At 74.0% G+C, this 25,859-nt stretch carries 17 protein-coding genes and 2 tRNA genes; 2 read left to right on the forward strand and 17 right to left on the reverse strand.

Annotated features, from left to right (window positions below):
• Positions 1-36: 36 nt before the first annotated feature.
• From O7628_RS04800 to O7628_RS04820, 5 genes are all read right to left on the reverse strand, one after another.
• Complete coding sequence (locus O7628_RS04800) at positions 37-2,706, reverse strand: NACHT domain-containing protein (RefSeq protein ID WP_278128645.1); 2,670 nt, start codon at positions 2,704-2,706, stop codon at positions 37-39.
• Between the two features lie 608 nt (positions 2,707-3,314).
• Positions 3,315-3,391, reverse strand: a tRNA-Ile gene (locus O7628_RS04805).
• 133 nt (positions 3,392-3,524) lie between these two features.
• Positions 3,525-4,766: an NAD(P)/FAD-dependent oxidoreductase gene (locus O7628_RS04810; RefSeq protein ID WP_278128647.1), complete on the reverse strand. Its 1,242-nt coding sequence runs from the start codon at positions 4,764-4,766 to the stop codon at positions 3,525-3,527.
• The gene (locus tag O7628_RS04815; RefSeq protein WP_278128649.1) at positions 4,756-6,870 is read right to left on the reverse strand and encodes an MMPL family transporter; all 2,115 of its coding nucleotides are present in this window, start codon (positions 6,868-6,870) and stop codon (positions 4,756-4,758) included. The genes O7628_RS04810 and O7628_RS04815 overlap by 11 nt, the downstream gene beginning before the upstream one ends.
• A 283-nt stretch (positions 6,871-7,153) precedes the next feature.
• Positions 7,154-7,226 (reverse strand) — tRNA-Asn (locus O7628_RS04820).
• A 284-nt stretch (positions 7,227-7,510) separates the two neighbouring features.
• On the opposite strand from O7628_RS04820, the gene O7628_RS04825 reads away from it, so the two are divergent.
• Both O7628_RS04825 and O7628_RS04830 read left to right on the forward strand, forming a co-directional pair.
• Complete coding sequence (locus O7628_RS04825; protein WP_178066054.1) at positions 7,511-7,927, forward strand: hypothetical protein; 417 nt, start codon at positions 7,511-7,513, stop codon at positions 7,925-7,927.
• A gap of 306 nt (positions 7,928-8,233) precedes the next feature.
• Positions 8,234-9,418, forward strand: coding sequence for an ROK family transcriptional regulator (locus O7628_RS04830; protein ID WP_278128652.1), 1,185 nt, complete (start codon positions 8,234-8,236; stop codon positions 9,416-9,418).
• A gap of 106 nt (positions 9,419-9,524) precedes the next feature.
• Here O7628_RS04830 and O7628_RS04835 read toward each other — a convergent pair whose 3' ends face one another.
• The 12 genes from O7628_RS04835 to O7628_RS04890 all read right to left on the reverse strand — a co-directional run bounded on the left by O7628_RS04835 (position 9,525) and on the right by O7628_RS04890 (position 25,851).
• Positions 9,525-10,532 carry a sugar phosphate isomerase/epimerase family protein gene (locus O7628_RS04835; RefSeq protein WP_178066056.1) on the reverse strand — a complete coding sequence of 336 codons (1,008 nt, stop codon included), beginning with the start codon at positions 10,530-10,532 and terminating at the stop codon, positions 9,525-9,527.
• Between the two features lie 265 nt (positions 10,533-10,797).
• Complete coding sequence (locus O7628_RS04840) at positions 10,798-12,510, reverse strand: ThuA domain-containing protein (protein ID WP_278128656.1); 1,713 nt, start codon at positions 12,508-12,510, stop codon at positions 10,798-10,800.
• Positions 12,511-12,586: 76 nt separating this feature from the next.
• The gene (locus O7628_RS04845) at positions 12,587-15,460 is read right to left on the reverse strand and encodes a lectin (protein WP_278128658.1); all 2,874 of its coding nucleotides are present in this window, start codon (positions 15,458-15,460) and stop codon (positions 12,587-12,589) included.
• 331 nt (positions 15,461-15,791) lie between these two features.
• On the reverse strand, positions 15,792-16,871 hold the full coding sequence (locus O7628_RS04850) for a polyprenyl synthetase family protein (protein ID WP_074474626.1): 1,080 nt from the start codon (positions 16,869-16,871) through the stop codon (positions 15,792-15,794).
• Between the two features lie 32 nt (positions 16,872-16,903).
• Complete coding sequence (locus tag O7628_RS04855; protein ID WP_278128661.1) at positions 16,904-18,295, reverse strand: nucleotide pyrophosphatase/phosphodiesterase family protein; 1,392 nt, start codon at positions 18,293-18,295, stop codon at positions 16,904-16,906.
• A complete protein-coding gene (gene eboE, locus O7628_RS04860) occupies positions 18,292-19,476 on the reverse strand; it encodes a metabolite traffic protein EboE (protein WP_278128663.1) in 1,185 nt (394 codons plus the stop codon). The genes O7628_RS04855 and eboE overlap by 4 nt, the downstream gene beginning before the upstream one ends.
• Entirely contained in the window at positions 19,476-20,390 is a 915-nt protein-coding gene (locus O7628_RS04865) for a TatD family hydrolase (RefSeq protein WP_278128665.1), read from the reverse strand. Before O7628_RS04865 ends, eboE begins: the two co-directional genes overlap by 1 nt.
• A gap of 2 nt (positions 20,391-20,392) precedes the next feature.
• Positions 20,393-21,070, reverse strand: coding sequence for an EboA domain-containing protein (locus O7628_RS04870; protein ID WP_278128667.1), 678 nt, complete (start codon positions 21,068-21,070; stop codon positions 20,393-20,395).
• A 34-nt stretch (positions 21,071-21,104) separates the two neighbouring features.
• Complete coding sequence (locus O7628_RS04875) at positions 21,105-22,154, reverse strand: sugar phosphate isomerase/epimerase family protein (RefSeq protein WP_278128669.1); 1,050 nt, start codon at positions 22,152-22,154, stop codon at positions 21,105-21,107.
• The gene (locus O7628_RS04880) at positions 22,151-22,996 is read right to left on the reverse strand and encodes an SCO3242 family prenyltransferase (protein ID WP_278128671.1); all 846 of its coding nucleotides are present in this window, start codon (positions 22,994-22,996) and stop codon (positions 22,151-22,153) included. Before O7628_RS04880 ends, O7628_RS04875 begins: the two co-directional genes overlap by 4 nt.
• The gene (locus O7628_RS04885; protein ID WP_278128672.1) at positions 22,993-24,204 is read right to left on the reverse strand and encodes an inositol-3-phosphate synthase; all 1,212 of its coding nucleotides are present in this window, start codon (positions 24,202-24,204) and stop codon (positions 22,993-22,995) included. The genes O7628_RS04880 and O7628_RS04885 overlap by 4 nt, the downstream gene beginning before the upstream one ends.
• 420 nt (positions 24,205-24,624) lie before the next feature.
• Entirely contained in the window at positions 24,625-25,851 is a 1,227-nt protein-coding gene (locus tag O7628_RS04890; RefSeq protein WP_278128673.1) for a Gfo/Idh/MocA family oxidoreductase, read from the reverse strand.
• Between the last annotated feature and the right edge of the window lie 8 nt (positions 25,852-25,859).

The following is a 25,859-nucleotide window of genomic DNA, read 5'->3' on the forward strand; positions in this document are numbered from 1 at the left end:
ATTTCCCTTCTTAGCCGGCAATCGCCGTACCGGGATCTAGCCGGGCGGAATCGGTGGCTGCCATCGACGGCCCGCGTACCGAGCCAGCGCGGCGGCGACGTCCGGTGGCACCGCCTGGTTGACTGCCATCGGGAGCACCAGCCACCATCCGTCGGCACCGGCGAAGTACGACGACGGCGGCGGCGCCCCCGGATGCAGCCGTACGTGCAGCCCGTAGTACCCGCTGTCGACACCGCGCCGGAAGATCCTTCGGATTGCAATCTGTTCGACGTCATCCCACCGGTGGTGGGACTGCTTTCGGCCCATCGTGCTTTCGACGAAGTCAGCGGTGATCCGCAGCCCCACCCACTTCCCGGGCAGCAGATAGCTCACCAGCGTGATCAGGATCCACACGCCGACCAGGACGAACACCCAAGTCCAGGCAACCGGGTCAGTCCAGCGCCCGGTCAGGGTGTTGAGGAGCACCCAGCCACCGATGAACATCGGCAACGCCCGCCAGTGGGCGATGACGAATCGGCGGGCACGGCCTTGGGCACGAAAGTCCCCCGGTGTCTCGTGTACCCGGAAGTTGCGGTTCGCAGAGAGCGACGGCACCATGGTCCCAGCCTGCGGCCGCCCGACGGGCGCGGCGGTCGGACCGGGCGACTCCATCGAGCCGTGGCGCGAACTCGGCGCGGGCCGCTGGTGCGGTACCACTGGCCTGCCGCGGGTCGCGGCGAGCCGCTGTTGCAGTCGGAGATTGCGGAACCGGTAGCTGCCGCCACTGCGCCGGAGCAGCCCGTTGCGGTGCGCATCCCGGAGGAACTCTGGCAGCGACCACGGCAGGCACCCGGCCAGGGCCAGAGTGCACCGGGACAGTTGCCAGCGACTCCAAGGGCTGAGCAGCGCGAGAATCGCCGCCGCCCCGAACCATCCGGTGAGGACCTCGGGCCAGCCCCGGTGACCGATCCCGCTCACCCAGTCCGGGGCAGCCTGCCCGAGCCCGATCAGCGGGGCAACGATCCCGACGGTCAACCCGACGGACCTACGCTCGGCACGCAGTAGCGCGTCCGGACTCGGCGCGTCCACAGCGTCTGAGGGCGCGGCAAAGACCACCATCAAGACCGCCGGCGCGGCATACCCCAAGATCACCACGAGCACGAAAACATCTCGCATGGAATCGCCCAGCACCCATAGGGAGAGCAGGACGCTGGGCACGACCACGACGGTCCCAGCGCCCAACGCCCGACGCAGCGATACACCCCGGCCCGCCGAACGCAGCGCCGCGCCAAGCCGGAACGGATTGGCGCGCCTCCGGGGCTGCCACAACCGGTGTCCGAACCAGAGCAGGGTAGCCATCTGCACCGCCCTGCCGAAGACGATTCCGCCGAACAAGGCGTTCACTGGTCCGAGCGTGTCGAGGAACAGTTCACCGCTCCGGGAAGCAGTGCTCGCGTGCCAGCCGATCACCGTGTTGACAATCGCACCCAGCCCGATGCCCAACACGACCAGCACGGGCAGCCCGAGCACCCGGGGCAGAGCCGCGGTGTGCAGTCGCCACCAGGCCAGCTCGACGGTCTGCCGCCGAGTGAGGTACCCGGCAAGGAAAGCGAGCCAGCGGTGGGCACGCTCGGGGTTCCACTGTCCCGGCGCATGCATCCGGTCGGGCCCAGGCGGAGTGGGGGCGAAGACCGTCGGCACGATCTGGTCCAGCAGGTGGTCCTCGATCGCGGCCCGGTCCGGCAGCCGCCGGGTGTCGAGCAGCTCGCCGGGGTCGGCCGGCGGATTCCGGTACGTACGCCGGGCGAGCCAGACCATCAGCGGGGTGGAGAGCGCCTCGGCGAGCGGCCCCGCCGGGTGACGCCGCAGCTCGGCGAAAACTGGCTCCCAGCGGTGAGCCAGGCCCGGCGGGGTAGCGAGACGCAAATACTCGACACCCACTTCGGCGGCCACCGGCAGCGCCTCGACCACTGCCGCCGAGCCAACGAGGTACCCAGACGACGAGAGTGCCTCGTATTCGGCACTGCGTGAGGTCAGCACCACCGGATCCCCGGGCGCGAGCGCGTGGTTGAGACTGCTCAGGACCGCTCGCCGACGGTGCGGCGGCAACTCGTCCAGTCCTTCCAGGATCGGAATCAGCCGGCGATCGCTGACCAGCCGCGCGGCCGGATGGCGTCCCTCCACCGCCGGCAGGCCCGGATAATCTGCGGTGACCCGCTGAGTCAGCCAAGTTCGGAAATGGTGGCGTTCGGCGTCCCAGTCGGACAACGGCAGCACCAGAGGTACGCCGTGCCGCTCACCGTCTTTGAGCCGGCGAGTCAGCAACTCCAGGGCGAGAAGGACAGCGAGGGTGGTCTTGCCCGCACCTGCAACGCCGAGGATGACCAGTCGTCGTTGCTCACCGGCGAGGAACGCCCCGGCTACGGTTTCCACACCGTCGATACGTCCGGAGCCGCCGGCACCGACCTTCTCTGGATGGTCCGCGACGTCCCACCGTTGTGCCCAGCTGACCTTCAGCGGTGCCGGGTCCGCCAGGTCCCATGTGTTCGCCTCCTCCCGCCACTGCGCGAAGACACTCTGGGCAAGCACGTCCGCAGCCTTCTCCAAGGGCTCCACCGGAGCCGGGGCCTGCACAACGAACTCTCCGTTGAGCACGCCGACCTGTATCAGGACGCCGACCGTACCGTCGACTACCGCCTGGTTCTGGATGTGCAGCCGCGCATCCATGCCGGCATCCCCGGTCATGACGCGGCGACCGGTGCCAGTCGGAACAACACATTGCCGGGCGGGAACGACCGGACCATCCCCGCATCGTGCCGGAAGTCGGCAACCCGCAGGACCAAACCGTCGCCGGTCCGACAGTTGGCCACAGTGTCGTACCCACCAGACCAGAACCGATGGTTCCGTGCCATATCAACAGCCCTGAAAACTGACAACACAGCCCGCCTGCCAGCGCGACACGGGCACGATCTGGACAACCTCAGGCTCGGTCCACGTCAACCAAAGCGCCCGCTGATGCTCGCTCTTCCGCCGATCGCCCACGCGCCTACAACGACCGTACTGGCACCGAGAAACGCCGACGCGGATGATATTCAAGAAGCCACTCCCAGTCATCGCCGCGAGCGGTGCGTACAGACCGCAGAACCGTCCCCAACCTCGGCACAGGGGTTCGCGACCGCCGGAGCTGATCGGCGCACCCCACGGGCCGGGGCGGGCTCGTTCTGCCCGGGCTTCTGTGCGTCTGCAACATGCCCGCGGACGCCATTGCTCTGGGCGGTGGCCCCACGGTGCCCCCAGAAGCGCAAGGGCTCTAGATCAATTGGCGGAGTTTTGGCTGGTGGGGCGGACGGGACTCGAACCCGTGACCGAGGGATTATGAGTCCCCTGCTCTAACCCGCTGAGCTACCGCCCCGCAACCGCGCCGGATCGTAACCCGCCCGGCGAACACCGGCCAGCACGAAACGGCCCCACCTGTCGGCGACGGATCGATGATCCAGCACGATGGGCAACGCGAGGATAACAGCACGCAGCGGTCCGCGACGGCCTCAGCCCGGCGCGCGCAGCTCGGCCAACACCGCCCCGGCTGCCCGCCAGCCGCTGGCCAGCGCGCCCTGGATGGACGGGCTGTCACGGTGGTCCCCGGCGACGAAGAGGCCGCCGCCGAGCGCCACCGGTTTGCGCAGCCGCCCCTGCGGCGGCGGTGCGGCGGGCAGCGCGGCGGGGACGTCGACGGTGGTCAGGTGCTCCCAGTCCGCCGTGGGGCGGCCGTAGAGACGGGCCAGCTCGGCGCGGACGACCGGCTCGGGCGGCGCGGACGGGCCGACGACGGAGGTGGCGACGAGGTGCCGCCCGGCGGGCGCGTACGTGGGCGCGGCCTGGCTCAGCACGACGGTGTTGGCGACGAGTTCCCGGCGGTCGCCGTCGACGAGCAGGATCGGCTCGTCCAGGGGCGGGGTGTCCGTGGCGTGGTAGTAGGTGGTGTAGGCGTGCATGCGTACCCGGTCGAGGGCCGGCAGCAGCGTGCCGGCGGTGGGCGGGTCGACGGCGACGAGCACGGCGCGGCAGCGCAGCTCGCCGGCCTGGGTGCGTACCCGGTGGGGGTCGACCCCGGTGACGGGCGTGCGCAGCTCGACCAGGTCGGCGGGCAGCGGCGCGGCGATGGCCCGGGGCAGCGCCCCCATCCCCTGCGCCGGCACGCCGACGCGCCCCCGGGCGAACGAGCGCAGCACCATCGCGAGCACGTGGCTGGAGGTCTCCAGCGCCCGGTCGACGAGCACGCCGGACAGGAAGGGCCGCAGCAGTTCCTCGATGATCGCGCTGGAGAGGCCGGCGCGGCGCAGCGCCGCCTCGGCGGTGGTCTCGGGGGCGTCGAGCAGGCGGCCGGGCGGCAGGGTGGCGCAGCCGGCGGCGAGCGCCGCGAACCGGAGCCGGTCGCGCAGCGAGCCGACGCCGGCCCGCGCGGTGCCCGCCGCCCCGGCCGGCTCGCGCAGCGGGTGGACCAGCCGGGCGACGGTCGCGCCGCGCCGGACCAGCACCCCGGGGGTGAACCAGCCCAGGTCGAGGGTGGCCAGGTCGAGCAGCGTGCCGAGCCGGGGGTACGCGGTGTTGAGCACCTGGAAGCCCCGGTCGATCAGGTACCCGTCGACCGTGTCGGTGGCGACCCGGCCGCCGAGCCGGTCGCCGGCCTCCAGCAGCCGCCAGGACACGCCGGCGCGGTGCAGCCGGCGGGCGGCGGCGAGCCCGGCGAGGCCGCCGCCGACGATGACGACGTCGTGTTCAGCGGGCATGGCGCGCCTTCCGGTCCGTGCGGCCGAGCCGGCCGGGCCACCAGATCCGGGCCCCGATGTCGTACGACAGGGCGGGCACCAGCAGCGACCGGACGACGATGGTGTCGAGCAGGACCCCGACGGCGACGGCGACGCCCAGCTCGACGAGGACGACCAGCGGCAGCACGGCGAGCGCGGAGAACGTCGCGGCGAGCACGATGCCGGCGGAGGTGATGACGCCGCCGGTGACGGCGAGGCCGGCGAGGACGCCGGGGCGGGTGCCCCGGTGCACCGACTCCTCGCGGACGCGGCTCATCAGGAAGATGTTGTAGTCGATGCCGAGGGCGACGAGGAAGACGAACGCGAACAGCGGGAACGACTGGTCGACGCCCGGGTAGTCGAGCAGGTGGCGGAAGATCAGCGCGCACAGCCCGAGGGTGGCGAGGAACGACAGCACCACGGTCGCGATGAGCAGCAGCGGGGCGAGCAGGGCGCGCAGCAGCAGGGCCAGGATGACGGCGATCACCAGGAGCACCACGGGGATGATCACGTTGCGGTCGCGGGCGGACGCGTCGGAGGTGTCCACGTTGATCGCGGTGAACCCGCCGACGACGGAGTCCGAGCCGGGCACGCCGTGCACGGCCTCGCGCAGGTCGCGGATGGTGCGCTCCGCGCCGTTGCTGTCGGGCGGGTCGGCGAGGGTGGCCTCGAACTCGACGCGGCCGTCGACCACCTTCGGCGGGGCGTTCGGGTCGGGCGGGCCGGCCTGGCTGCCCTGGGTGACGGGGCGGACGGCGGCGACGCCGGGCACGCGCTGGGCCACCTCGGCGACCTGCTGGGCGCTGGCCTGGTTGGTGAAGATGGTGGCCGGGCTGCCGGTGCCGGCCGGGTAGTGGGCGGCGATCACGTCCTGGCCGGCGACGGAGTCGGTGCGCTGGGTGAACAGGTCGGTCTGGCCGAGGGTGGTGACGCCGAGCTGGGTGAGGCCGATGGTGAGCAGGGCCAGCACGGCGGCGGTGGTGAGCCAGACGACCCGGGCGCGGCGGGCGACGAAGCCGGCGACGCGGCTCCAGAGGCCGTGCTCGGTCTGCGGGTCGGCCTGGTCGACGGCGGGGCGGCGCGGCCAGAACGCCCAACGCCCGCCGAGCACCAGCAGGGCGGGCAGGAAGGTCAGCATGACCAGCAGGGTGGCGGCGATGCCGATGGCGGCGATCGGGCCGAGCGCCCGGTTGGAGTTGAGGCTGGACAGCAGCAGGCAGAGCAGGCTGAGGATGACGGTGCCGCCGGAGGCGACGATCGCGGGGGCGGCGCCCCGCCAGGCGGCCCGCATGGCGGCCCAGGGACGCTCGTGCCGGTGCAGTTCCTCCCGGTAGCGGGCGATGAGCAGCAGCGCGTAGTCGGTGCCCGCGCCGAAGACGAGGACGGTGAGGATGCCCTGCGCCTGGCCGTTGAGCTTGACGACGTCGTGGTCGGCGAGGAGGTAGACGAAGACGGCCGCGAGGGCGTACGAGGTGCCGGCGGCGAGCAGCGGGAAGACCCACAGCACCGGGCTGCGGTAGACGACCAGCAGGATGACCAGCACCACGCTGAGGGTGACCAGCAGCAGCGGCCCGTCGATGGCGCCGAAGACCTCGATGAGGTCGGCGAGCAGCCCGGCGGGCCCGGCGACGTCCACGGTGAGGCCGCCCCGGTCGGCGCCGGCGATGGCGCGCAGCTCGTCGACGACCTGCCCGATCCGCTCCCCTTCGGCCTCGTCGATGGGCACGACCACCTGGAGGGCCTGGCCGTCCTGGCTGGGCACGGGTGGCGGGATCGGTGTGACGACGCCGGGGACCTGGGCGAACCGGGCGGCGTCGGCGGCGGCCCGCTGCCGGTCGGCGTCGGTGATGCCGGTGGTCCGCGCGTAGACGACGAGCGCAGGGGTGGTCTGCTGGTCGGCGAACTGGGCGGTCAGGTCCTGCGCCCGGGTGGCCTCGGCGTCGGCGGGCAGGAAGGAGGCGTTGTCGTTGGTGGAGACGTCCCCCAGCTTCCCGGCGTAGGGCCCGGCGACCCCGCCGACGACCAGCCAGCCGATGACGACCAGCGCAGCGACAAGCGTGGCGGTGCCGCCCCGTCTTCCGGCCATCCCACCCACCCACCTCTTGAATCGACGCAGCGATCGACGCAGCGGGAGTCTAAGTCGACATCGACCATCCTGCCGGCCGGGTGCGCCCAGGCGGGCCGAAACGGCCCCGATACCCCCGCCCGGCCGGCCCTGACGCGGCGCGCGGGCTCCGCGCCCGCCTGCCGGGTCCACGGGGTGAGCGGGGAACCCCGCTCTACCGCAGGCGTTAAGAGGGGGCCCTTCCTTGCGTCAAGCGCATACGAGGAGGCCCGCCGGCTGGGCCGGCGGGCCTCCTCGTTGTCTGCTCCCCCGTTTGGACTCGAACCAAAAACCTGCCGGTTAACAGCCGGCTGCTCTGCCAATTGAGCTACGGGGGATCGCTCGTCGCCCGGATCGGATCTCTCCGGCACCCCCGGCGACGGCACAAGAGTACAGGATTCACCCGGGGTTTGGTCCAGGGGGTTCCGACGCGGGGCACGCTGGCGGTGGGGGGGTCCGAAGCTCCCGGCAGGCGGACAATTCGTCATCCGGGCACAACCAGGCATGAGCGCGGTGGAGGATGGGTAGTTAGCTGCCGACAGAGGACTAGGCGCGAAATGCTCGTCGCCAGCGGGGTCCGCCCCGGGGAGGCGACGGCGCGTCAGGCACGGAAGGAGCCGCCATGCGCGGAAAGATCATGTTTCTTGGCGGGCTGGCTGCGGGATTCGTCCTGGGCGCCCGCGCCGGCCGGGAGAAGTACGAGGAGCTGGTCGTCCGGGGCCGCAAGGTGCTCGACCACCCGACCGTCCAGGAGGCGGCCGGCGTCGCGCAGGCCCAGGCCAACCGGCTCTACAGCGAGGGCAGGGACAAGCTCAGCCAGTCGCGGCTCGGCGAGAAGCTGAGCGGCAGCAGCAACGGCAGCGGCGACAGCGGCAAGCACGAGCTGACCGCCGCCGACAAGCCGTTCGCGGGCACTCCGGCGACGGTCGGCGCGAAGGCGGGCGGCGCGTCGGGCACCGGCGCGTCCGGGTCGGCCACGGGCGGCTCGGCCCGGCCGACGAAGCCGTCCGGCACGGGCACCAACGGCAGCACCGTCTGACTCACGGCTCACGGCGGGCCGGTCACCTCCGGGTGGCCGGCCCGCCGCTTGCCGTCGCCGGCCGCAGTCGGGTCGTCGGCCCGGCTCAGCCGACGACCTCCGCAGGTCACTCCAGTACGCCGGGACCAGCCACCGGCACATGTCGGGCCTGCGCGGCTGAGCCGATCCGACCCCGAGGGGGGCCGCGTCCGGGACGACCGGGTGCGGCCCCGCCCCGCGTCCGGGGTGACCTGGCACTCGTTGTCGCCCTCGACGGGCGCGGCCGGGGGACGACGAGGGAGGATTCCGGACGGAGGTGGTCACGACATGACGTACGACGGCCCGGACAATGCCGACCAGGCCCGGCTGCTGCGGTTGCTCCGCGACGACGGCCCGCGTTCCCGGGTCGAGCTCGGCGACGCCGCGGGGCTCACCCGGGCCCGGCTCGTCGCAGAGGTCGACCGCCTGGTCGCCCTGGGCCTGGTGGAGACCGCCGGCCCGGCCGCGTCCCGGGGCGGCCGCCGCTCGTCGCTGCTGCGCGTCGCCGGCTCGGTCCGCTTCGCCGGGGTCACGATCGGTCCCCGGCAGATCGACGTCGCGGTCACCGACGGCGAGCTGTCCGTCCTGGCCCGACGCCGCGAGCCCGTCGACGTCCGCCTCGGCCCGGAGGCGACCATCGCCCGTACGCTCGAACTGCTCGGCAAGGTCCGGGCGAACCTCGGCCTGGGCGGGCTGACCGGGGTGGGGGTGGCCCTGCCCGCCCCGGTCGCGTTCCGCGAGGGGTCCCCGATCTCCCCGCCGGCCCTGCCCGGCTGGCACGGGTACGGCGTCCGCGACGCGCTCGCCGCCGAGCTGGGCTGCCCGGTGCTGGTCGACAACGACGCCAACGTGATGGCGCTCGGCGAGCAGCACGCCGGCACCGGCCGCGCCTTCGACGACTTCCTCTACGTCAAGCTGGGCACCGCCATCGGCTGCGGCCTGGTGCTCGGCGGCGCGCTGCACCGGGGGGCCACCAGCGGCGCGGGTGGCATCGCGCACCTGCGGCAGGGCGACGACGGCCCGACCTGCGCGTGCGGCGAGACGGGTTGTCTGGAGGCGTACTGCTCGGACGCGGCCCTGGTCCGGGAGGCGCGCGCGGCGGTCGAGGACGGCCGGTCGCCGGCGCTCGCCGCCCGGCTCGCCGAGGCCGGCACGCTCACCGTCGCGGACGTGGGCCGGGCGACGGTGGCCGGCGACCCCGCCGCGCAGGCGCTGGTCCGCGACGCGGCCCGGCGGCTCGGCCGCGTACTGGTCGGCCTGGTCAACTTCGTCAACCCCGGCATCGTGATCATCGGCGGGACGGCCGTGGGCCTCGGGCCGACCATGCTCGCCGAGATCCGATCGGTGGTCTACCGGCGGTCGCCGCCGCTGGCCACCGGCAACCTGCCGATCGTGCTGTCCGACCTGGACGACACCGCCGGGGTGGTGGGCGCGGCCCGCCTGGCCAGCGACGACGTCTTCGGCGCGGCGTGACCGGCTCGGTTGGCTCCGCCATCCACGTCGCGTCCTGACCGGCGCGGCCGGCCGGACCCAGGGGCCCGGCCGGCGCGGCCGGCTCAGTCCTCGGCGCTGCCGAGCGTCAGTCCTTGCTGCTGAACGCCGCGTCGAAGGCCGCCGACGGGGCGTCGAAGGCGAGCCGCCGGACGAACTGCAACGCCTCGGGCGCGCCCACCAGGCGGTCCATCCCGGCGTCCTCCCACTCGATGGAGATGGGGCCGGAGTAGCCGATCGCGTTCAGCGCCCGGAAGGAGTCCTCCCACGGCACGTCGCCGTGCCCGGTGGAGACGAAGTCCCAGCCCCGGCGCAGGTCGGCCCAGGGCAGGTGGGACGCCAGCCGGCCGCGCCGGCCGTCGCCGGTGCGGACCTTCGCGTCCTTGCAGTCGACGTGGTAGATCCGGTCGGCGAAGTCGAAGATGAAGTTCACCGGGTCCAGCTCCTGCCACACGAAGTGCGACGGGTCCCAGTTCAGCCCGAACGCGGGCCGGTGACCGATCGCCTCCAGCGTCCGCTTCGTGGTGTAGTAGTCGTAGGCGATCTCGCTGGGGTGGACCTCGTGGGCGAAGCGCACCCCCACCTCGTCGAAGACGTCGAGGATCGGGTTCCACCGGTCGGCGAAGTCCTGGTAGCCGCGCTCGATCATCTCCGGCGGCACCGGCGGGAACATCGCCAGGGTGTGCCAGACCGACGAGCCGGTGAACCCGACGACGGTGTCCACACCCAGCTTCGCCGCCGCCCGCGCGGTGTCCTTGATCTCCTCGGCGGCCCGCTGGCGTACCCCTTCGGGCTCGCCGTCGCCCCAGATCCGGGCGGGCAGGATGCCCTGGTGCCGCTCGTCGATCGGGTGGTCGCAGACGGCCTGGCCGACCAGGTGGTTGGAGATCGTGAAGACCTTCAGGTTGTGCTTCGCCAGGGTCGCGAGCTTCCGCTCGACGTACGAGTCGTCGGCGAGGGCCTTGTCGACCTCGAAGTGGTCGCCCCAGCAGGCGATCTCCAGCCCGTCGTAGCCCCACTCGGAGGCGAGTCGGCAGACCTCGTCGAACGGAAGATCGGCCCACTGGCCGGTGAAGAGCGTGATGGGTCGCGCCATGAGTCCTACTCCCCTGTGGTGATGATGGGGGATTCCGTGTGCGTGACCGGGCGAGGGTGACCGGGCGGGGCCGGGCTGGTGCGTGGCGGCCGGTGGCCGGTGCCGGTGGGCGCGAAGGGGCGCCTGGGCCCAGCGGGTTGCGCCTCCCGCCGGGTCACCGGCAACCGGGTACGGTCGCCGCCGCTCACTCTATGACCGCCTGCGGCGGTTAGGAAGGGCCCCCTGTGCAACAGAACGCGTTAACAAGGGGCCCTTCCTTACATGCCTAGCTGGGCAGGGTCCACTTCTGGTTGGCCCCGCCGTGGCAGGACCACTGGTGCACGACCGCGCCGTCGGCCGAGTTGTTGCCGGAGACGTCCAGGCACTTGCCCGACTGCGTGTTGCGCAGGCTCCCGTCGGACTGCGCCGCCCACCGCTGGGCGCCGCCGCCGTTGCACGACCAGAGCTGCACCTTCGCCCCGTCGGCCGAGGAGCCGCCGTTGACGTCCAGGCACTTGCCCAGCGACCGCAGCGTGCTGTCCGTGCCCACCGTCCACTGCTGGCCGGCGGCGCCGTTGCAGGTGAACAGCTGGATCTGGGTGCCGTCGGCCGACGAGCCGTTGCGCACGTCCAGGCACTTGCCGGCCAACCCGACGATCCGCCCGGTGCGGGTCGGCGGGTTGGTGCCGCCCAACTCCTTGATCCGGATGTTGCGGAACGACACGTCGTCGCCGGTGCCGTGGTTCTGTACGCCGACGTAGCCGGCGAGCGATCGGGCCGGGTCGGTGTTGGTGAAGTCGTTGATCTTCACGCCGTTGAGCAGCACCTGGAGCCGCTCCCCCTCGACCAGCAGCTCGTAGGTGTTCCACTCCCCCGGCGGGTTGAGCGCGGCGTCGCGGGCGGCCAGGTCGGCGGACTTGACCCCGTAGATCGAGCCGGTGGTGCGGTCGTCGGAGTCGGTGGCGTCGATCTGCACCTCGTACCCGTTGGTCATCGCCGAGTTCGGGTCGGTGGAGGCGGGGAAGCCGACGAAGACCCCGGAGTTGTCGTCTCCCGGGATCCGCCAGTCCAGCTTCAGCGAGTAGTTGGTGAACTGCTTCGCGCTGTACCAGTACAGGCCGAGGCCGCCGGAGGAGCTAAGGGTGGCGTCGGTGTTGGTGAAGCCGCCCGGCCCCGCCTGGCTCCAGCCGGTCGTGGAGCCGTTGTAGAGGGCGGTGTAGCCGGTCTCGGGCCGGCAGTCGGCCTTCGTGCGCCCGGCCGCGTACCGGATGCCGCCGAGCAGGTGGGCGCGGAACGCCGCCTCGGAGTACGACGACTGGCTGTGGCCGCCGCCGGTGTAGAAGGACCGGCCGCCGTTGTAGGTCTTGCACCAGGCGTGCGGGTGGTCGCCGCCCATCGCCCCGCCCGAGTACGACGACTCGTCGAGGCTCGCCAGCACGTGCGCGGTGGAGCGGGCGTTGGTGCGGAAGTCGTACCACTCGTCGGTGCGGGTCCAGGTCTGGCCGAGGTGCGCGGTGGCGGCGTGCGCCCGGTCCTCCACCTTCACCCGGGCCTGCTGGATGGCCGGGTGGGAGGCGAACCACGCGCCGACGAGGTTGCCGTAGAACGGCCAGTTGTATTCGGTGTCGGCCGCGGCGTGCACGCCGACGTAGCCACCGCCGGCCCCGATGTACGACTCGAACGCCGCCTGCTGGCTGTCGTTGAGCACGTCGCCGGTGGTGTTGAGGAAGATCACCGCCTCGAAGCGGGCCAGGTTGGCGGTGGTGAACTGGGCGGCGTCCTCGGTGGCGGTGACGGTGAAGCTGTTGGCCGCGCCGAGGTCACGGATGGCCTGGGTGCCCACGGCGATGGAGTCGTGCCGGAAGCCGGCGGTCTTGGAGAAGACCAGCACGTCGTACGGGGCGTCGGCGGCCGACGCCGGGGTGGCCGGGGTGGTGCAGGCGAGCACGGCCAGGGCGGCGGTGGCCGCGCCGAGGAGGGGACGGAGGAGTCTTCGCATGTCGTTCTCCTGGGTGTGGTGGCGGTGCGGTCCCCCGCCCGGGAGCGGGGGACCGCAGGGAGACCGCAGAGGTGCCTTAGGGCAGGGTCCACTTCTGGTTGGCCCCGCCGTTGCAGGTCCACAGGTGCACGACCGTGCCGTCGGCGGAGTTGTTGCCGGAGACGTCCAGGCACTTGCCCGACGGCGTGTTGCGCAGCGAGCCGTCGGACTGCGCCGCCCACCGCTGGGCGTTGCCGCCGTTGCACGACCAGAGCTGCACCTTCGTCCCGTCGGCCGTAGCGCCGCCGTTGACGTCGAGGCACTTGCCCAGCGACCGCAGCGTGCTGTCCGTGCCCACCGTCCACTGCTGGCCGGCGGCGCCGTTGCAGGTGAACAACTGCACCTGCGTGCCGTCGGTCGAGGAGCCGTTGCGCACGTCCAGGCACTTGCCGGCCAACCCGACGATCCGCCCGGTGCCGGTCGGCGGCGTCACGGTGCCGGTGTTCAGGGTGAACGCGTCGACGTCGTACAGCGTCCCGGAGCCACCGGCGAAGGTGAGGTAGAGCGTGGTGGTGCCGGTCGGCGGGTTGGAGATCGACCCGGTGACGGTGGTGAAGGTCTCCCACGACCCGGTCACCGGGACGGTCACCGAGCCGAGCACCGTGCCGGTCGCCGAGCCGGTGCGGACCTGGAGGGTGCCGCCCGCGCCGGCCGAGGAGACCCGGGCGGTGAAGGAGGTGACGTTCGCGATCCGGTACGGCTCGAAGGCGATCCACTCTCCGTTCTGGATGTCGCCCACGGTCTTGCCGCCCTCGGCGGTGGTCTTGTCGTAGGTGCTGATGCCGGACGAGGTCTTGAAGTGCTCGGCCTGCCGGTGCCGGGGCTGGAGGATGTGCTGGGTGTGGGTGGTCAGGCCGCCGGCGTCGGTGTACTCGGCGTCGAAGACGGCGAAGATGTTCGCCGCGTCGTCGTGCTCGCCGTCGACGGGGATGGTGATGTTGCCGGAGCAGCCGTTCTGCGAGGCGATCTGGTGGCCGTGCTGGTCGTGGCCGAGCACGTAGGTCATCTTGACCTTGGTGCAGTCGATGCTGCCGTCCTCGGGGTCGGTGACGGTGATGCTGAACGGCACGGTGTCACCGAAGGAGAACAGGCTGCCGTTGGCCGGCCCGGTGATGGTGACCGTCGGGGCGGTGTTGCCGACGTTGACCGTGACGCTGCTGGAGCCGGTCGCGCCCTGCGGGTCGCGCACGGTCAGCGTCGCGGTGTACGACCCGTCCGTGGTGTACGTCTTCGTCGGGTTGGCCGCCGTGGAGGTGGTGCCGTCGCCGAACGCCCACGAGTAGGTCAGCGCCCCGCCCTCCGGGTCGGCGGACCCGGCGGAGGAGAAGTTCACGGTCAGCGGGGCCGGCCCGGAGGTCCGGTCGGCGCCGGCGCGGGCGACCGGCGCACGGTTGCCGACGCCGACGTAGTCGAAGCGGTACAGCGCCGAGTTGGCGTCGCCGTTGTAGTAGCCGGTGCCGTAGTCGAGCACGTAGTACGCCCCGTCGGGGCCGAACGCGGAGTCCATCACCTGCTTGCCGACCCAGGGGAAGCTGTCGATGGTGCCGGGCGACCCGTCGGTGTTGAGGTGGATCGGCTTGATCCAGCCCCGGCCGAACTCGGTGGCGAAGAACTGCCCGTCGAAGGACTGCGGGAACTTCGTCGCCGAGGGGTTGTTGGCGTCGAACCGGTAGACCGGGCCGGCCGCCGGCGACTCGGAGCCGCTGCCGAACGCGGGCGGGCTGCCGGAGTCGCCGCCGTACTTGATCCAGGACGGCTTGGCCGGCGGGAGGGTGGTCAGGCCGGTGTTGCGGAACGAGTTGTTGGTCGGCCCGCCGGTGCAGTTGAACTTGGGGCCGGTGGAGTTGGTGGCGAAGTTCCACTCGTTGTAGGTCTCGGCGGTGGTGTTGGTGCCGGTGCAGTACGGCCAGCCGTAGTTGCCGGGGCCGGTGACCCGGTTGAACTCGACCTGGCCGGAGGGGCCCCGGTTGGAGTTGGTGCTGCCGGCGTCCGGCCCGTAGTCGCCGACGTAGACGACGCCGGTGGCCTTGTCGACGCTGATCCGGAACGGGTTGCGGAAGCCCATCGCGTAGATCTCGGGGCGGGTCTTCGCGGTGCCGGGGGCGAAGAGGTTGCCGGCCGGGATCGAGTACGTGCCGTCGGCGTTCACCTTGATCCGCAGGAGCTTGCCCCGCAGGTCGTTGGTGTTGCCGGCGCTGCGCTGCGCGTCGTACGCCGGGTTGCGGTTGGTGCGCTCGTCGAGCGGCGAGTAGCCGGCGGAGTCGAACGGGTTGCTGTCGTCGCCGGTGGACAGGTAGAGGTTGCCGGCGGCGTCGAAGTCCATGTCGCTGCCGACGTGGCAGCAGATGCCCCGGTCGGTGCCGACGTCGAGGATGTCGACCTTGCTGGACATGTTGATGGTGAAGTCGGAGTTCAGGGTGAAGCGGGACAGCCGGTTGACGCCCTGCCAGGCGGACCAGTTGGTGCCGGTGGCGGGCGCGTCGCCGCCGGGGGTGGACAGCGGCGGGGCGTAGTAGAGATAGATGTGCCGGTTGGTGGCGAAGTTCGGGTCGACCCCGAGGCTCTGCATCCCGTCCTCGTCGTGCGTGTAGACGGGGATCGTGCCGATGGTCCGGGTGGTGCCGGTGGCGTCGGTGCGCCGCACCGTGCCGTTGCGGGCGGTGTGCAGCACCGACCGGTCCGGCAGCACGGCCAGCGACATCGGCTCGCCCATCTCGGAGACGCCGCGGGCCAGCTCGACCTGCTGGAAGTCGCTGGCGTTGATGGTGTGCGCGGCGGCCGGCGCCGCCGACACGGTCACGGCGGTGGCCGCGGCGAACACCGTGAGCAGGGCGGTGCCCGCCGCCGCCCAGCTGCGGGCCGGGCCGTGGTGACCGGTGGCGCGGCGGTGGTGACGAAGTCTTCTATACATGCAGGGGTGCCCTCTCTGGCCGGTGGTGGAGGCGCGTCGTCGCGCCGGCTGCCGCAGCGGACGTCCCTTCGGCACAGCGGCGGACGTTCCTCGGCGGGCTGCGCTCGTCGACAGGGACGAGACCGTCGGCACGCGGGGACGGAGATGGCGGCCGGCAGCTCGTCGACGAGGGCACCGTGCCCACTGGAAACACCTCGTCGAACCGGTTCGCAGCACATTTACATTAATCTATGTGCGCGGTTGTGTCGAGGATGTTTCGAAAATGTGCGGCTGCCGCCGGCACCGCACGAGCGGGCTGCCGCCCAGCACCGGCGGCCCGGGGCGGGGGGCGTCAGACCGTCCGGACGATGGTCCGGGCGGCCAGCCCGGCGAGCGCCTCCCGGGCGGCGGGGGCGAGCGGCGCGTCGGCCAGGGCCCGCAGGCCCGCCTTGGCGCGCATCCGGATCATCCGCTCGATCTCGTCCCGGGCCCCCGTGGCCTCGATGATGGCCCGCAGCTCGGCGGCGCCGTCGTCGTCCAGGTCGGCGTTGCCGAACAGCTCCCGCAGCCGGGCGCTCTGCGCCCGGTCCGCCGCCTGCCGGGCCAGCGCCATCATCACCGTCGGCTTGCCCTCCCGCAGGTCGTCAAGGACGGACTTGCCGGTGACCTGCGGGTCGCCGAAGACGCCCAGCACGTCGTCGCGGAGCTGGAAGGCGTCGCCGAGCGGGTCGCCGAACTCCGCCAGCGCCTCCGCCAGCTCCGGCGGGCCGCCGGCCAGGGCCGCGCCGATCTGCAACGGCCGGGTCACCGTGTAGCGGGCGGCCTTGAGCCGGATCACGGTGAGCGCGCTGGCCACCGAGCCGTCGCCCACCCCGGAGACCAGGTCCAGGTACTCCCCCGCGATCACCTCGGTACGCATCAGCGCGAACACCGCGTACCCGCGTTGCAGCTCGTCGCGGCCCAGCCCGCACTCGTGGAACATCTGGTCCGCCCACGCGGCGCAGAGGTCGCCGCAGAGCAGGGCGGTGTTGCGCCCGTACGCCTCCGGGTCGCCCCGCCACGCGGAGCGGGTGTGCAGGTCGGCGAAGATGCGGTGCACCGACGGCGCGCCCCGCCGCCGGTCGCTGTGGTCGAGGATGTCGTCGTGGATCAGCGCGAAGGCGTGGAACAGCTCCAGCGCCGCCGAGGCGACCAGGATCGGGGTGCCGTCCCCGCCGTCGTCCTGGCCGCCGGCGGCCCGCCAGCCCCAGTAGCAGAACTGGGGCCGCAGCCGCTTGCCGCCGGCCAGGACGAACCGGTGCAGGGCCGCGAAGATGCCCCGCGGCGCGCCGTCGGGCCAGTCGGGGGCCTGCCGGTCGAGGAAGGCGGCCAGCTCGGTGTCGACCCGGGTGCGCAGGCCGCTCGCGTCGCTGGGCGCGGCCGTCACCGTCATGTTGTTTCTCCCTGTTCAGTGGCGAGGCCGGTTCACCCGTGGCGGGTCAGGCCGGCCAGCTCCAGCAGCAGCGCCTTCACCTCGGTCGCCGCCACCGCGTCGCGGGCCGGGCCGGGGTCGGAGCAGAGCAGCACCGGACCGTCGGCCGGGTCGGCCGGCAGCCGGCCGTGCGACCCGCGCACCGCCCGCGCGCCGGCGTCCAGCCCCACCACGCTCATCAGGTACCGCATACCCAACTTCTTCCGGGCCAGCGCGGTCGCGGCCCGGCGCTTCGCCGCCCCGGGGGCGGCCGGGTCGAAGAACAACTCGGCGGGGTCGTAGCCGGGCTTGCGGTGGATCTCCACGAGCCGGGCGAAGTCGGGGGCGCGGGCGTCGTCGAGCCAGTAGTAGTACGTGAACCAGGCGTCCGGCTCGGCCACCAGCACCAGCTCGCCGCTGCGCGGGTGCGCCAGCCCGTACGCGGCCTGGCCCTCGGCGTCGAGCACCTCGGCCACCCCGGGCAGCCCCGCGCAGAGCTTCGCCACCGCCGGCACGTCGGCCGGGTCGCGGACGTACACGTGGGCGATCTGGTGGTCGGCGACGGCGAACGCCCGGGACGTCCACGGGTCCAGGTACTCCATGCCGTCCTGGGTGTGGACCCGCAGCAGCCCCTCGGCGCGCAGCAGCCGGTTGACGTCCACCGGGCAGGCGACGTCGGTGATGCCGTACTCGGACAGGGCCACCACCGTGGCGCCCTTGGCGCGGGCGGCGTCGATCAGCGGGCCGAGCACCTTGTCCAGCTCCGCCGCCGCGGCGGCGGCCTGCGGCGAGGACGGCCCGAACCGTTGCAGGTCGTAGTCGAGGTGCGGGACGTAGACCAGGGTCAGGTCGGGGGCGTGGTCGGCGAGGATCTGCTCGGCCGCCCGGCAGATCCACGCCGACGACGGCAGCCCGGCCCCCGGCCCCCAGTACGTGAACAGCGGGAACGTGCCCAGCTTCGCGGTCAGCGCGTCGTGCAGCTCGGGCGGGTCGGTGTAGCAGTCGGGCTCCTTGCGGCCGTCGGCGTAGTAGACCGGGCGGGGGGTGACCGTCCAGTCCACGTCCGCGCCCATGGCGTACCACCAGCACACGTTGGCCACCGTGTAGCCCGGCTCGACCTTCCGGGCGGCCTGCCACAGCTTCTCCCCGCCGACCAGGGCGTTGTGCTGCCGCCAGAGCAGCACCTCGCCCAGCTCCCGGAAATACCAGCCGTTGCCGACGATGCCGTGCCCGGCCGGCGGCTCGCCGGTGAGGAACGTGGACTGCACCGCGCAGGTGACCGCCGGCAGCACCGTGCCCAGTGGGGCGGTGAAACCGCCGTCGGCCACCGACCGCAGCCGGGGCATGTGGGCCAGCAGGCGTGGGGTCAGGCCCACCACGTCCAGCACCACCAGTCGCCTGCTCACCGCAGCACCCCCGTCCCGAGTGATGTGAGGCCCACGGCGACCAGCTCGTCGCGGGCGAAGGCCAGTTCGGCGGCGATCCCGGCGGCCAGCTCGGCCGCGTCGCGGGGCCGCCGCTGGGCCGGCAGCACCCCCCAGGTGTACGTCTCGACGTCGAGGTGGTCGCAGCCGGCGACCGGGCCGGCGAACAGCGCGGCCAGCGCGGCGCGCAGCACCGGCACGGTCGCGGTCAGCGGCGGCTCGGGCGGGGCGTGCAGCGGCACGTGGTAGTGCACCCGCCACGCGCCGGGCAGCGACGCGGCCAGGGCCGCGTCGAGGTCGTCGGCGGCGTACGCCGGGTCGGCCGGGTCGGCGGCGTGGCCGCAGCCGGCCGCGCGGGTCTGGTGCAGGAAACGCGGCTCCACCCACGGGCGCAGCGCCTCCACCGCGCCGGCCGGGGCCTCGATCGCGGCGGACACCTGCACCTTCACCACCGGCAGCCCGGCGGCGGCGAGCCGGCCCAGGGCGGCGGCCGGCTCCTCCCACGCGCAGGCCAGGTGGGCCAGGTCCAGGCAGACGCCGAGCCGCGCCGGGTCGGTGCCGGCGAGCAGGGCGGCGGCCTGGCCGGTGGACTCCACCACGCAGCCCGGCTCCGGCTCGAAGCCGACCCGCACGGTGCGGCCGGTGTCGCGCTCGATCCCGGCCAGCCCGGCGGCCAGCGCGTCGAGCCGCCGCCGCGCCGCGTCGGCCCGGTCGGTGTCCCACGGGGTGCGCCAGGCCAGCGGCAGGGTGGACACCGAGCCCCGGGCCGCGTCGTCGGGCAGCAGGTCGGCCAGCACCCGGGCCAGGTCCAGGGTGTACGCGAGCCGCTCGGGCGTCGTCCAGTCCGGGTGGTAGACGGCGTGCTTCACCACCGGGGCCTGGAACGCCGCGTACGGGAAGCCGTTGAGCGTCACCACCTCCAGCCCGCGCGCGGTCAGCTCGGCGCGCAGCCGGCGGCGCAGGCCCTCGTCGGCGGCGAGCGCGGCGGCCACCGGGGCGGCCAGCCACAGCCCCAGCCCGAGCCGGTCGGAGTCGAGGGCGCGGCGCACCGGCACGGCGTAGGTGTCCAGTTGGGCGAGGATGCCGGCGAGGTCCTCGGCCGGGTGCACGTTGGTGCAGTAGCCGAGGTGGACGGTCTCGCCGCCGCCGTGGCGCAGCCGCATCAGCTGCCGCCGCGCAGGATCGAGTTGCCGGCGAACGTGCCGCCGGCCGGGGCCGCCCCGCCGGCGCCGCCCGCCCCCGGCTGCCCGGCGGTGCCGCCCGGGCCGTCGGCGTCGTCGACGCCGGTCAGGTCGAGCCGGCCGGACTGGGCGTAGAACTCGACCGGGTTGCGCCACAGCACCCGGTCGACGTCGTCGGCGGTGAACCCGGCCAGCAGCATCGCCTCGCCGGTGGCCCGGGTCAGCAGCGGGTCGGACCGGCCCCAGTCGGCGGCCGAGTTGACCAGCATCCGCTCGGTGCCGTACAGCCGCAGCAGCTCCACCATCCGCGGCGGCGACATCTTGGTGTCGGGATAGATGGAGAAGCCCAGCCAGCAGCCGGAGTCCCGGACCAGGCCGGCGGTCACCTCGTTGAGGTGGTCGAGCACCACCCGGCCCGGGTCGATGCCGGACTCGGCGACCACCGCGAGGCTGCGCTCCACGCCCCGGGCCTTGTCCCGGTGCGGGGTGTGCACCATGGCCGGCAGCTCGTGTGCGACGGCCAGGGCGAGCTGGGCGGCGAACGCCTCGTCCTCGGCCGGGGTCATCGAGTCGTACCCGATCTCGCCGACCGCGACCACGCCGTCCTTCTCCAGGTAGCGGGGCAGCAGGTCGAGCACCGGCCGGCAGCGCGGGTCGTTGGCCTCCTTCGGGTTCAGCGCGATGGTGGCGTGGTGCCGGACGCCGAACTGCGCGGCCCGGAACGGCTCCCACCCGATGATCGAGTCGAAGTAGTCGGCGAAGCTGTCCGGGCTGGTGCGCGGCTGGCCCAGCCAGAACGCCGGCTCCACCACGGCCCGGACCCCGGCGGCGGCCATCCGCTCGTAGTCGTCGGTGGTGCGCGAGGTCATGTGGATGTGCGGGTCGAAGATGCGCATGGTCACGCCTTCCGGGCGTCGGACGGTACGGCGGGGTCCGCGACCGGGTCCGCGGCGGGGCCTGCGGCAGGGCTCGCGGTGGGGCTCGCGGCGGCGGTGAGCCGGTCGAGCAGGGCGGCGGCGTCGGCCGGCACCTCCCGGCCGGCGGCGCGCCGCTCGACGGCGAACCCGCCCAGCATGGCGGCCAGCCCGGCGTCGGCGCGGGCGTCGAGGTCGTGCACCACGGCCAGCGGCACGCCGGTGAAGACGCACTTGAGCACGGCCTGCCGCCAGGCGTCCGCGTCGAGGTGCCGGGAGTACGGGCCGAGGGCGGCGGCGATCAGCCGGGTGTCGTTGGTGCGGATCGCGTCGTGCAGCAGCGGCTCGCACTCCGCGCCGATCGGCAGCAGCGGCAGGGCCCGCAGCACGGCCCGCTTCTCGGCGGCGTCGCCGTGCCGGTAGACGTCGGCGGCGTGGCCGGCGTGGTCGGCGGGCAGCGCCGCCAGCAGCAGCACGCGGGCCGCCTCGTCGGCCGTCCAGCCGGGGGCGTCGGGCAGCGGGCCCCGGCCGCAGCGGCGCGCGGCGGCGGCGACGAACCGCGCGACCGTCGCCGGCTCGGCCGCGACGCGCTCGACCGCCGCGTCCAGCCACTCCGGGTCCGGTACGCCGCGCAGGGCGGCGCGTAGTCGTTCGGGTGTCATCCCGCTCTCCCTTCCGAGCTGGTGCGGACGGTGCTCAGCCGCCGCCGGGGTGGTCGGACGGTGTGCCGGGCCCGGCGGCGGCACGCGCCACGGCGGCGTGCCCGGCGGGGGCGGGCCCGGCGGGGGCGGGCCCGGCGGGGGCGGGCCCGGCGGGGGCGGGCCCGGCGGGGGCGGGCCCGGCGGCCACGGCGCGCTCGGCGGCGGCGCGGAGGAAGTCGAGGGACCGGGCGGCCACCTGCGGGGCGGCGTGCGAGTGCCGGGGCAGCTCCACGGCGACCAGCCCGGCGTAGCCGACCTCGGCGAGCGCGGCGAGCACCGGCGGGAAGTCGATCTCGCCGGTGCCGAACTCCAGGTGCTCGTGCACGCCCCGGCGCATGTCGTCGATCTGCACGTTGACCAGGTGCGCGCCGACGGACCGGACGCAGTCGGGCACGTCGACCGGCTCCAGGCAGCGGCAGTGTCCGATGTCGAGGGTGAGGCCGAACGCCGCCGGGCGGCCCAGGGCGTCGCGCAGCCGCCGCCAGCCGGCGATGTCCTCGACGAGCATCCCCGGCTCCGGCTCGAAGCCGAGCCGCACCCCGGCGGCGTCGGCCGCCGCGCAGACGGTGGCGCAGCCGGCCACGAGGCGGTCCCAGGCGACGGCCGGCGCGACGTCGGCGGGGCGCACCCCGGCCCAGAAGGAGACCGCCTCGGCGCCCAGGTCCGCGCCGACCGCGACGGCCCGGCGGAGGAACTCGACGCGGCGGGCCGGGTCGTCGTGCAGCAGGGTGGGCGCGTGCTTGTGCCACGGGTCGAGCAGGAACCGGGCCCCCGTCTCGACCACCACGGCGAGCCCGAGCGCGTCGAGGCGGCGGGCCACGGCGGCCGTGCGGCGGGCCAGGTCGGGGGCGAACGGGTCGAGGTGGTCGTGGTCGAGGGTGAGCGCCACCCCCCGGTAGCCGAGGTCGGCGACGACGGCGAGCGCGTCGTCGAGCCGGTGGTTGGCGAAGCCGTTCGTGCCGTAGCCGAACCGCAGCGAGCCGGGCCCGGCCGGGGCGGCGGGTCGGCCGGCGGTGGCAGGGTCGGCCGGCGGGTCGGCGGTCACGTCGGGGACACCTTCCGTGCCAGCAGCCGGCCCAGCGGCGCGGCGGCGGCGACCGCGAGGCCCAGCAGCCCCGCGCCGGCCCGAGCGGTCAGCGCGCCCTGCAACGCGGGCAGCCCGGTGATGCCCGCGCCGACGGCGGCCCGGACCCGCCCCGCCGAACCGTCGGCGAGCACCCGGGCCTGCGCCCCGCCGTAGCGGGCGAGGTAGCCGGCGGCGAGGGCCGCCGGGGCGGCGGCGGGCCGGGGGCCCACCGCGGCGGCGGCGACGAGGGCCGTGCCGGCGAGGGTCGCGCCGGGCAGGACCCGGTCGGTCCCGCCGACCTCGCGGCGGGACAGGGCGGTGACCGTCCAGGTGTGCGCGGCGACGGTGGCCGCCGCCGGCACGGCCCGGGACAGCCGGCCGCCGGTCGCGCCGAGCAGCACGTCCAGCCCCCGGCAGGCCGCCATCACGGCGGGGCCGGCGGCGGTGTTCTTGGCTGCCAGGTCGTACGCCCAGACGGCGGCGGCCAGCGGCACGGCGACGGCGGCGGCGCGCCGGCCGCCCGCCGCGACGGCCAGGGCCACCCCGGCGGCGGTGAGGCCGGCGGCGACGCCGAGCGCGGCGGGCGGGCTGACCCGGCCGCTGGGGATGGGCCGCTCCGGGCGCTCGACCGCGTCGAGGCCCCGGTCGGCCCAGTCGTTGGCGGCCATCCCGGCCCAGTAGAGCAGCACCGACGCGGCGGCCAGGCCGGGCGTACGCCGACCGAGCGCGCCGGCCGCCGCCGCGCCGGCCAGCACGTCGCCGGGCACGGAGAGCCCGGCCGGGGCGCGGACCAGCTCGGCCAGGTCGCCGAGGGTGCTCACGCGGCACCGCCGGCCGGCGACGTCCCGGCCCCGGCGTGCAGGTCGGCGGCGAACGCGGCCAGCCGGGCCCACTGCTCGCCCAGCGCGTGACCGGGGGCCCGGTCGGCGGTCGCACCCGCGTCCGGCCCGGAGTCGGCGGGGCCGAGCGGGTCCTTGAAGAAGAACGCAAGGTCGGTCAGGGGCCCGTGCCGGCCGGCGGCGTGCGCGGCGGCGGTGATCCGGGCCAGGTCGAGCACGAGCGGTGCGGCCAGCGCGGAGTCGCAGCCGTGCCAGGTGAACTCCAGCCGCATGCCGGTGCCGAGGAAGCCGGCGAAGGTGATCAGATCCCAGGCCGTCTTGAAGTCGCCCAGCTCCTCGACGTAGTCGATACGGGTGTCGCCCTGCGGGACGTACCCGAGGATCTCGCCGAGGACGCGCTGCTTGCTGGCGACCTTGGCGGCGTTGGCGTCCGGCTGGGCCAGGGTCGCGCCGTCGCCGCCGCCGAGCAGGTTCGTGCCGGACCAGGAGCGCACCGCGAGGTGCCGCATCGCGAACATCGGGGCGAGCACCGACTTGAGCAGGGTCTCCCCGGTCTTGCCGTCGTGCCCCGCGTACGGCACGGCGTGCCGGGCGGCCAGCGCCGCGAGGGCGGGCAGCCGGGCCCCGGTCGACGGGGTGAAGTCCACGTAGGGGCAGCCGGCGGTGAACGCCGCGTACGCGTACAGCGAGCTGGGCGGCAGCACCTCCTCGCCGGCGGCGAGCGCGGCGGCCAGGGCGTCGGGGTCGGCGTGCGCGGGGTGCGGGCGGGCGGCCGGCTCGGTGGCCGAGACGTTGACCACCACCACCCGGTCCAGCCCGTGCCGCTCGCGGAACGCGGCGAGGTCGGCGACGACGGCCGCGGCCCGGTCGGCCTGGGTCCCGCCCACCGGGGCGGGGCGCACGTCGTCGTCGACGGCGGCCAGCTCCTCGCCGAGCGCGGCGACCAGCCGGGCCGGGACCACCCCGGCGTCGGCCAGGGCCTCGGCCCGCTTGGCCAGCGGGGTGGCGGCCACGTCGTGACCGCCGAACACGAGGTCGGCGAACGAGGGCCACGCGGGGCCCCGCAGCTCGGACAGCTCGGTGACGCAGCCGGTCGGGCCGGTGAGCCCGGCCCGCAGGGCGAGCGCCCCGACGATGCTGGTGGTCGCGACCGAGCCGCGCGCCCCCACCAGCCAGACACCCGTACGCATGGTGCTCCTTCCGCCAGTGGTCCCAGCATAGATCCATGTCGATGTTATGCGCCCCGCCCGGCCGCCCGGCCCGACTCCCCACGTCCGGCGCCGAAAGCGGCGACATCGGTGCCGGGCGGGTTCGCCGGATCGGGCGGCGGACGGAGCTGGCAGGCAGGGTCGGTCGGCGTCCCGTCCCTGTCTCCCCCGCAGTGCGTGGTGCGTGGTGCCCGGCCCTCCGGCGCGACCGGGGAATCCCGGTCCGGCCGCGCCGAAGAAGCCGTCGTGCTGTCGTGCGCGCCGGGCGGGTGCCCGCCGACGCACGCCCTCCGGAGCCGACCCCGTCCCCGCCGCGGGGCGCAACCGCGGCGGGTCCCTCGCCGGCCGGTCCGGAAAGCCTCTGGTCGGGCGGTGCGGCCCGCGGGCCGCGCCGCCGTCCGGTCAGGCGGCGACCGCCTCCAACGCCGGCTCCACGTCGGTCCAGCTGGAGCCCTGCTCCGCCGAGCGGGTCACCGCGTCCAGCACGAGCTGGACCTGCAATCCGTCGACGAACGACGGCGCGGGGTCGACGCCGGTGGCGATCGCCTCGACGAGGTCGCGCGCCTGGTGGGTGAAGCTGTGCTCGTAGCCGATGATGTGGCCCGGCGGCCACCACGCCGACATGTACGGGTGCTCGGCCTCGGTCACCAGGATCCGGGTGAAGCCCTGCTCGGCGGCGGGCCGCGTCGCGTCGTAGAACTCCAGCTCGTTGAGGCGTTCCAGGTCGAAGACCAGGGTGCCCAGCGAACCGTTGATCTCGATCCGCAGCGCGTTCTTGCGGCCGGTGGCGAAGCGGCTCGCCTCGTACGTGGCCAGCGCGCCGTCGGCGAGCCGGGCCACGAAGACCGCCGCGTCGTCCACGGTGACCGGTCCCGTCTCCGGGCCCGGACCGTCGGCCGCGCCGTCGCCGGCGGCCTGCGCGGCCAGGCCGCTGTACTCCGCCGGCAACGGACGCTGCTTGACGAACGTCTCGGTGATCGCGCTGACCCCCGTGATCCGCTGGCCCGTGACGTACTGGGTCATGTCGATGATGTGCGCACCGATGTCACCCAGCGCGCCGGAGCCCGCCTTGTCCCTCTGCAACCGCCAGACCAGCGGGAACTGCGGGTCGACGATCCAGTCCTGGAGGTACGCCGCCCGGACGTGGCGGATGGTGCCGAGTCTTCCGTCGGCGATCATCTGCCGCATCAGGGTGACCGCCGGGACCCGGCGGTAGGTGAAGCCGCACATGGACCGGACCCCCGACGCCTGCGCGGCGACCGCCGCGGCGGCCATCTCGCGGGCCTCGGCGACCGTATTGGCCAGCGGCTTCTCGCAGAGCACGTGCTTGCCGGCGGCCAGCGCGGCCAGCGCGATCTCGGCGTGGCTGTCCCCCGGTGTGCAGATGTCGACCACGTCGATCTCGTCGGACTCGACGAGGTTACGCCAGTCCGTGGTGTACCCGTCCCAGCCGAGCCGGTCGGCGGCCTCGGCCACCTTGCCGGTGTCCCGGCCGCAGACCAACGACATCCGCACCTGCGCCGGCAGGTCGTACACCCGGTTCACGGTGCGCCACGCCTGTGAGTGCGCGGCGCCCATGAACGCGTAGCCGACCATCCCGACCCGCAGTTGACTGTGGTGAGTGGACAAGGTGGGTC

The sequence above is a fragment of the Micromonospora sp. WMMD956 genome (assembly GCF_029626125.1).
GTDB lineage: Bacteria > Actinomycetota > Actinomycetes > Mycobacteriales > Micromonosporaceae > Micromonospora > Micromonospora carbonacea.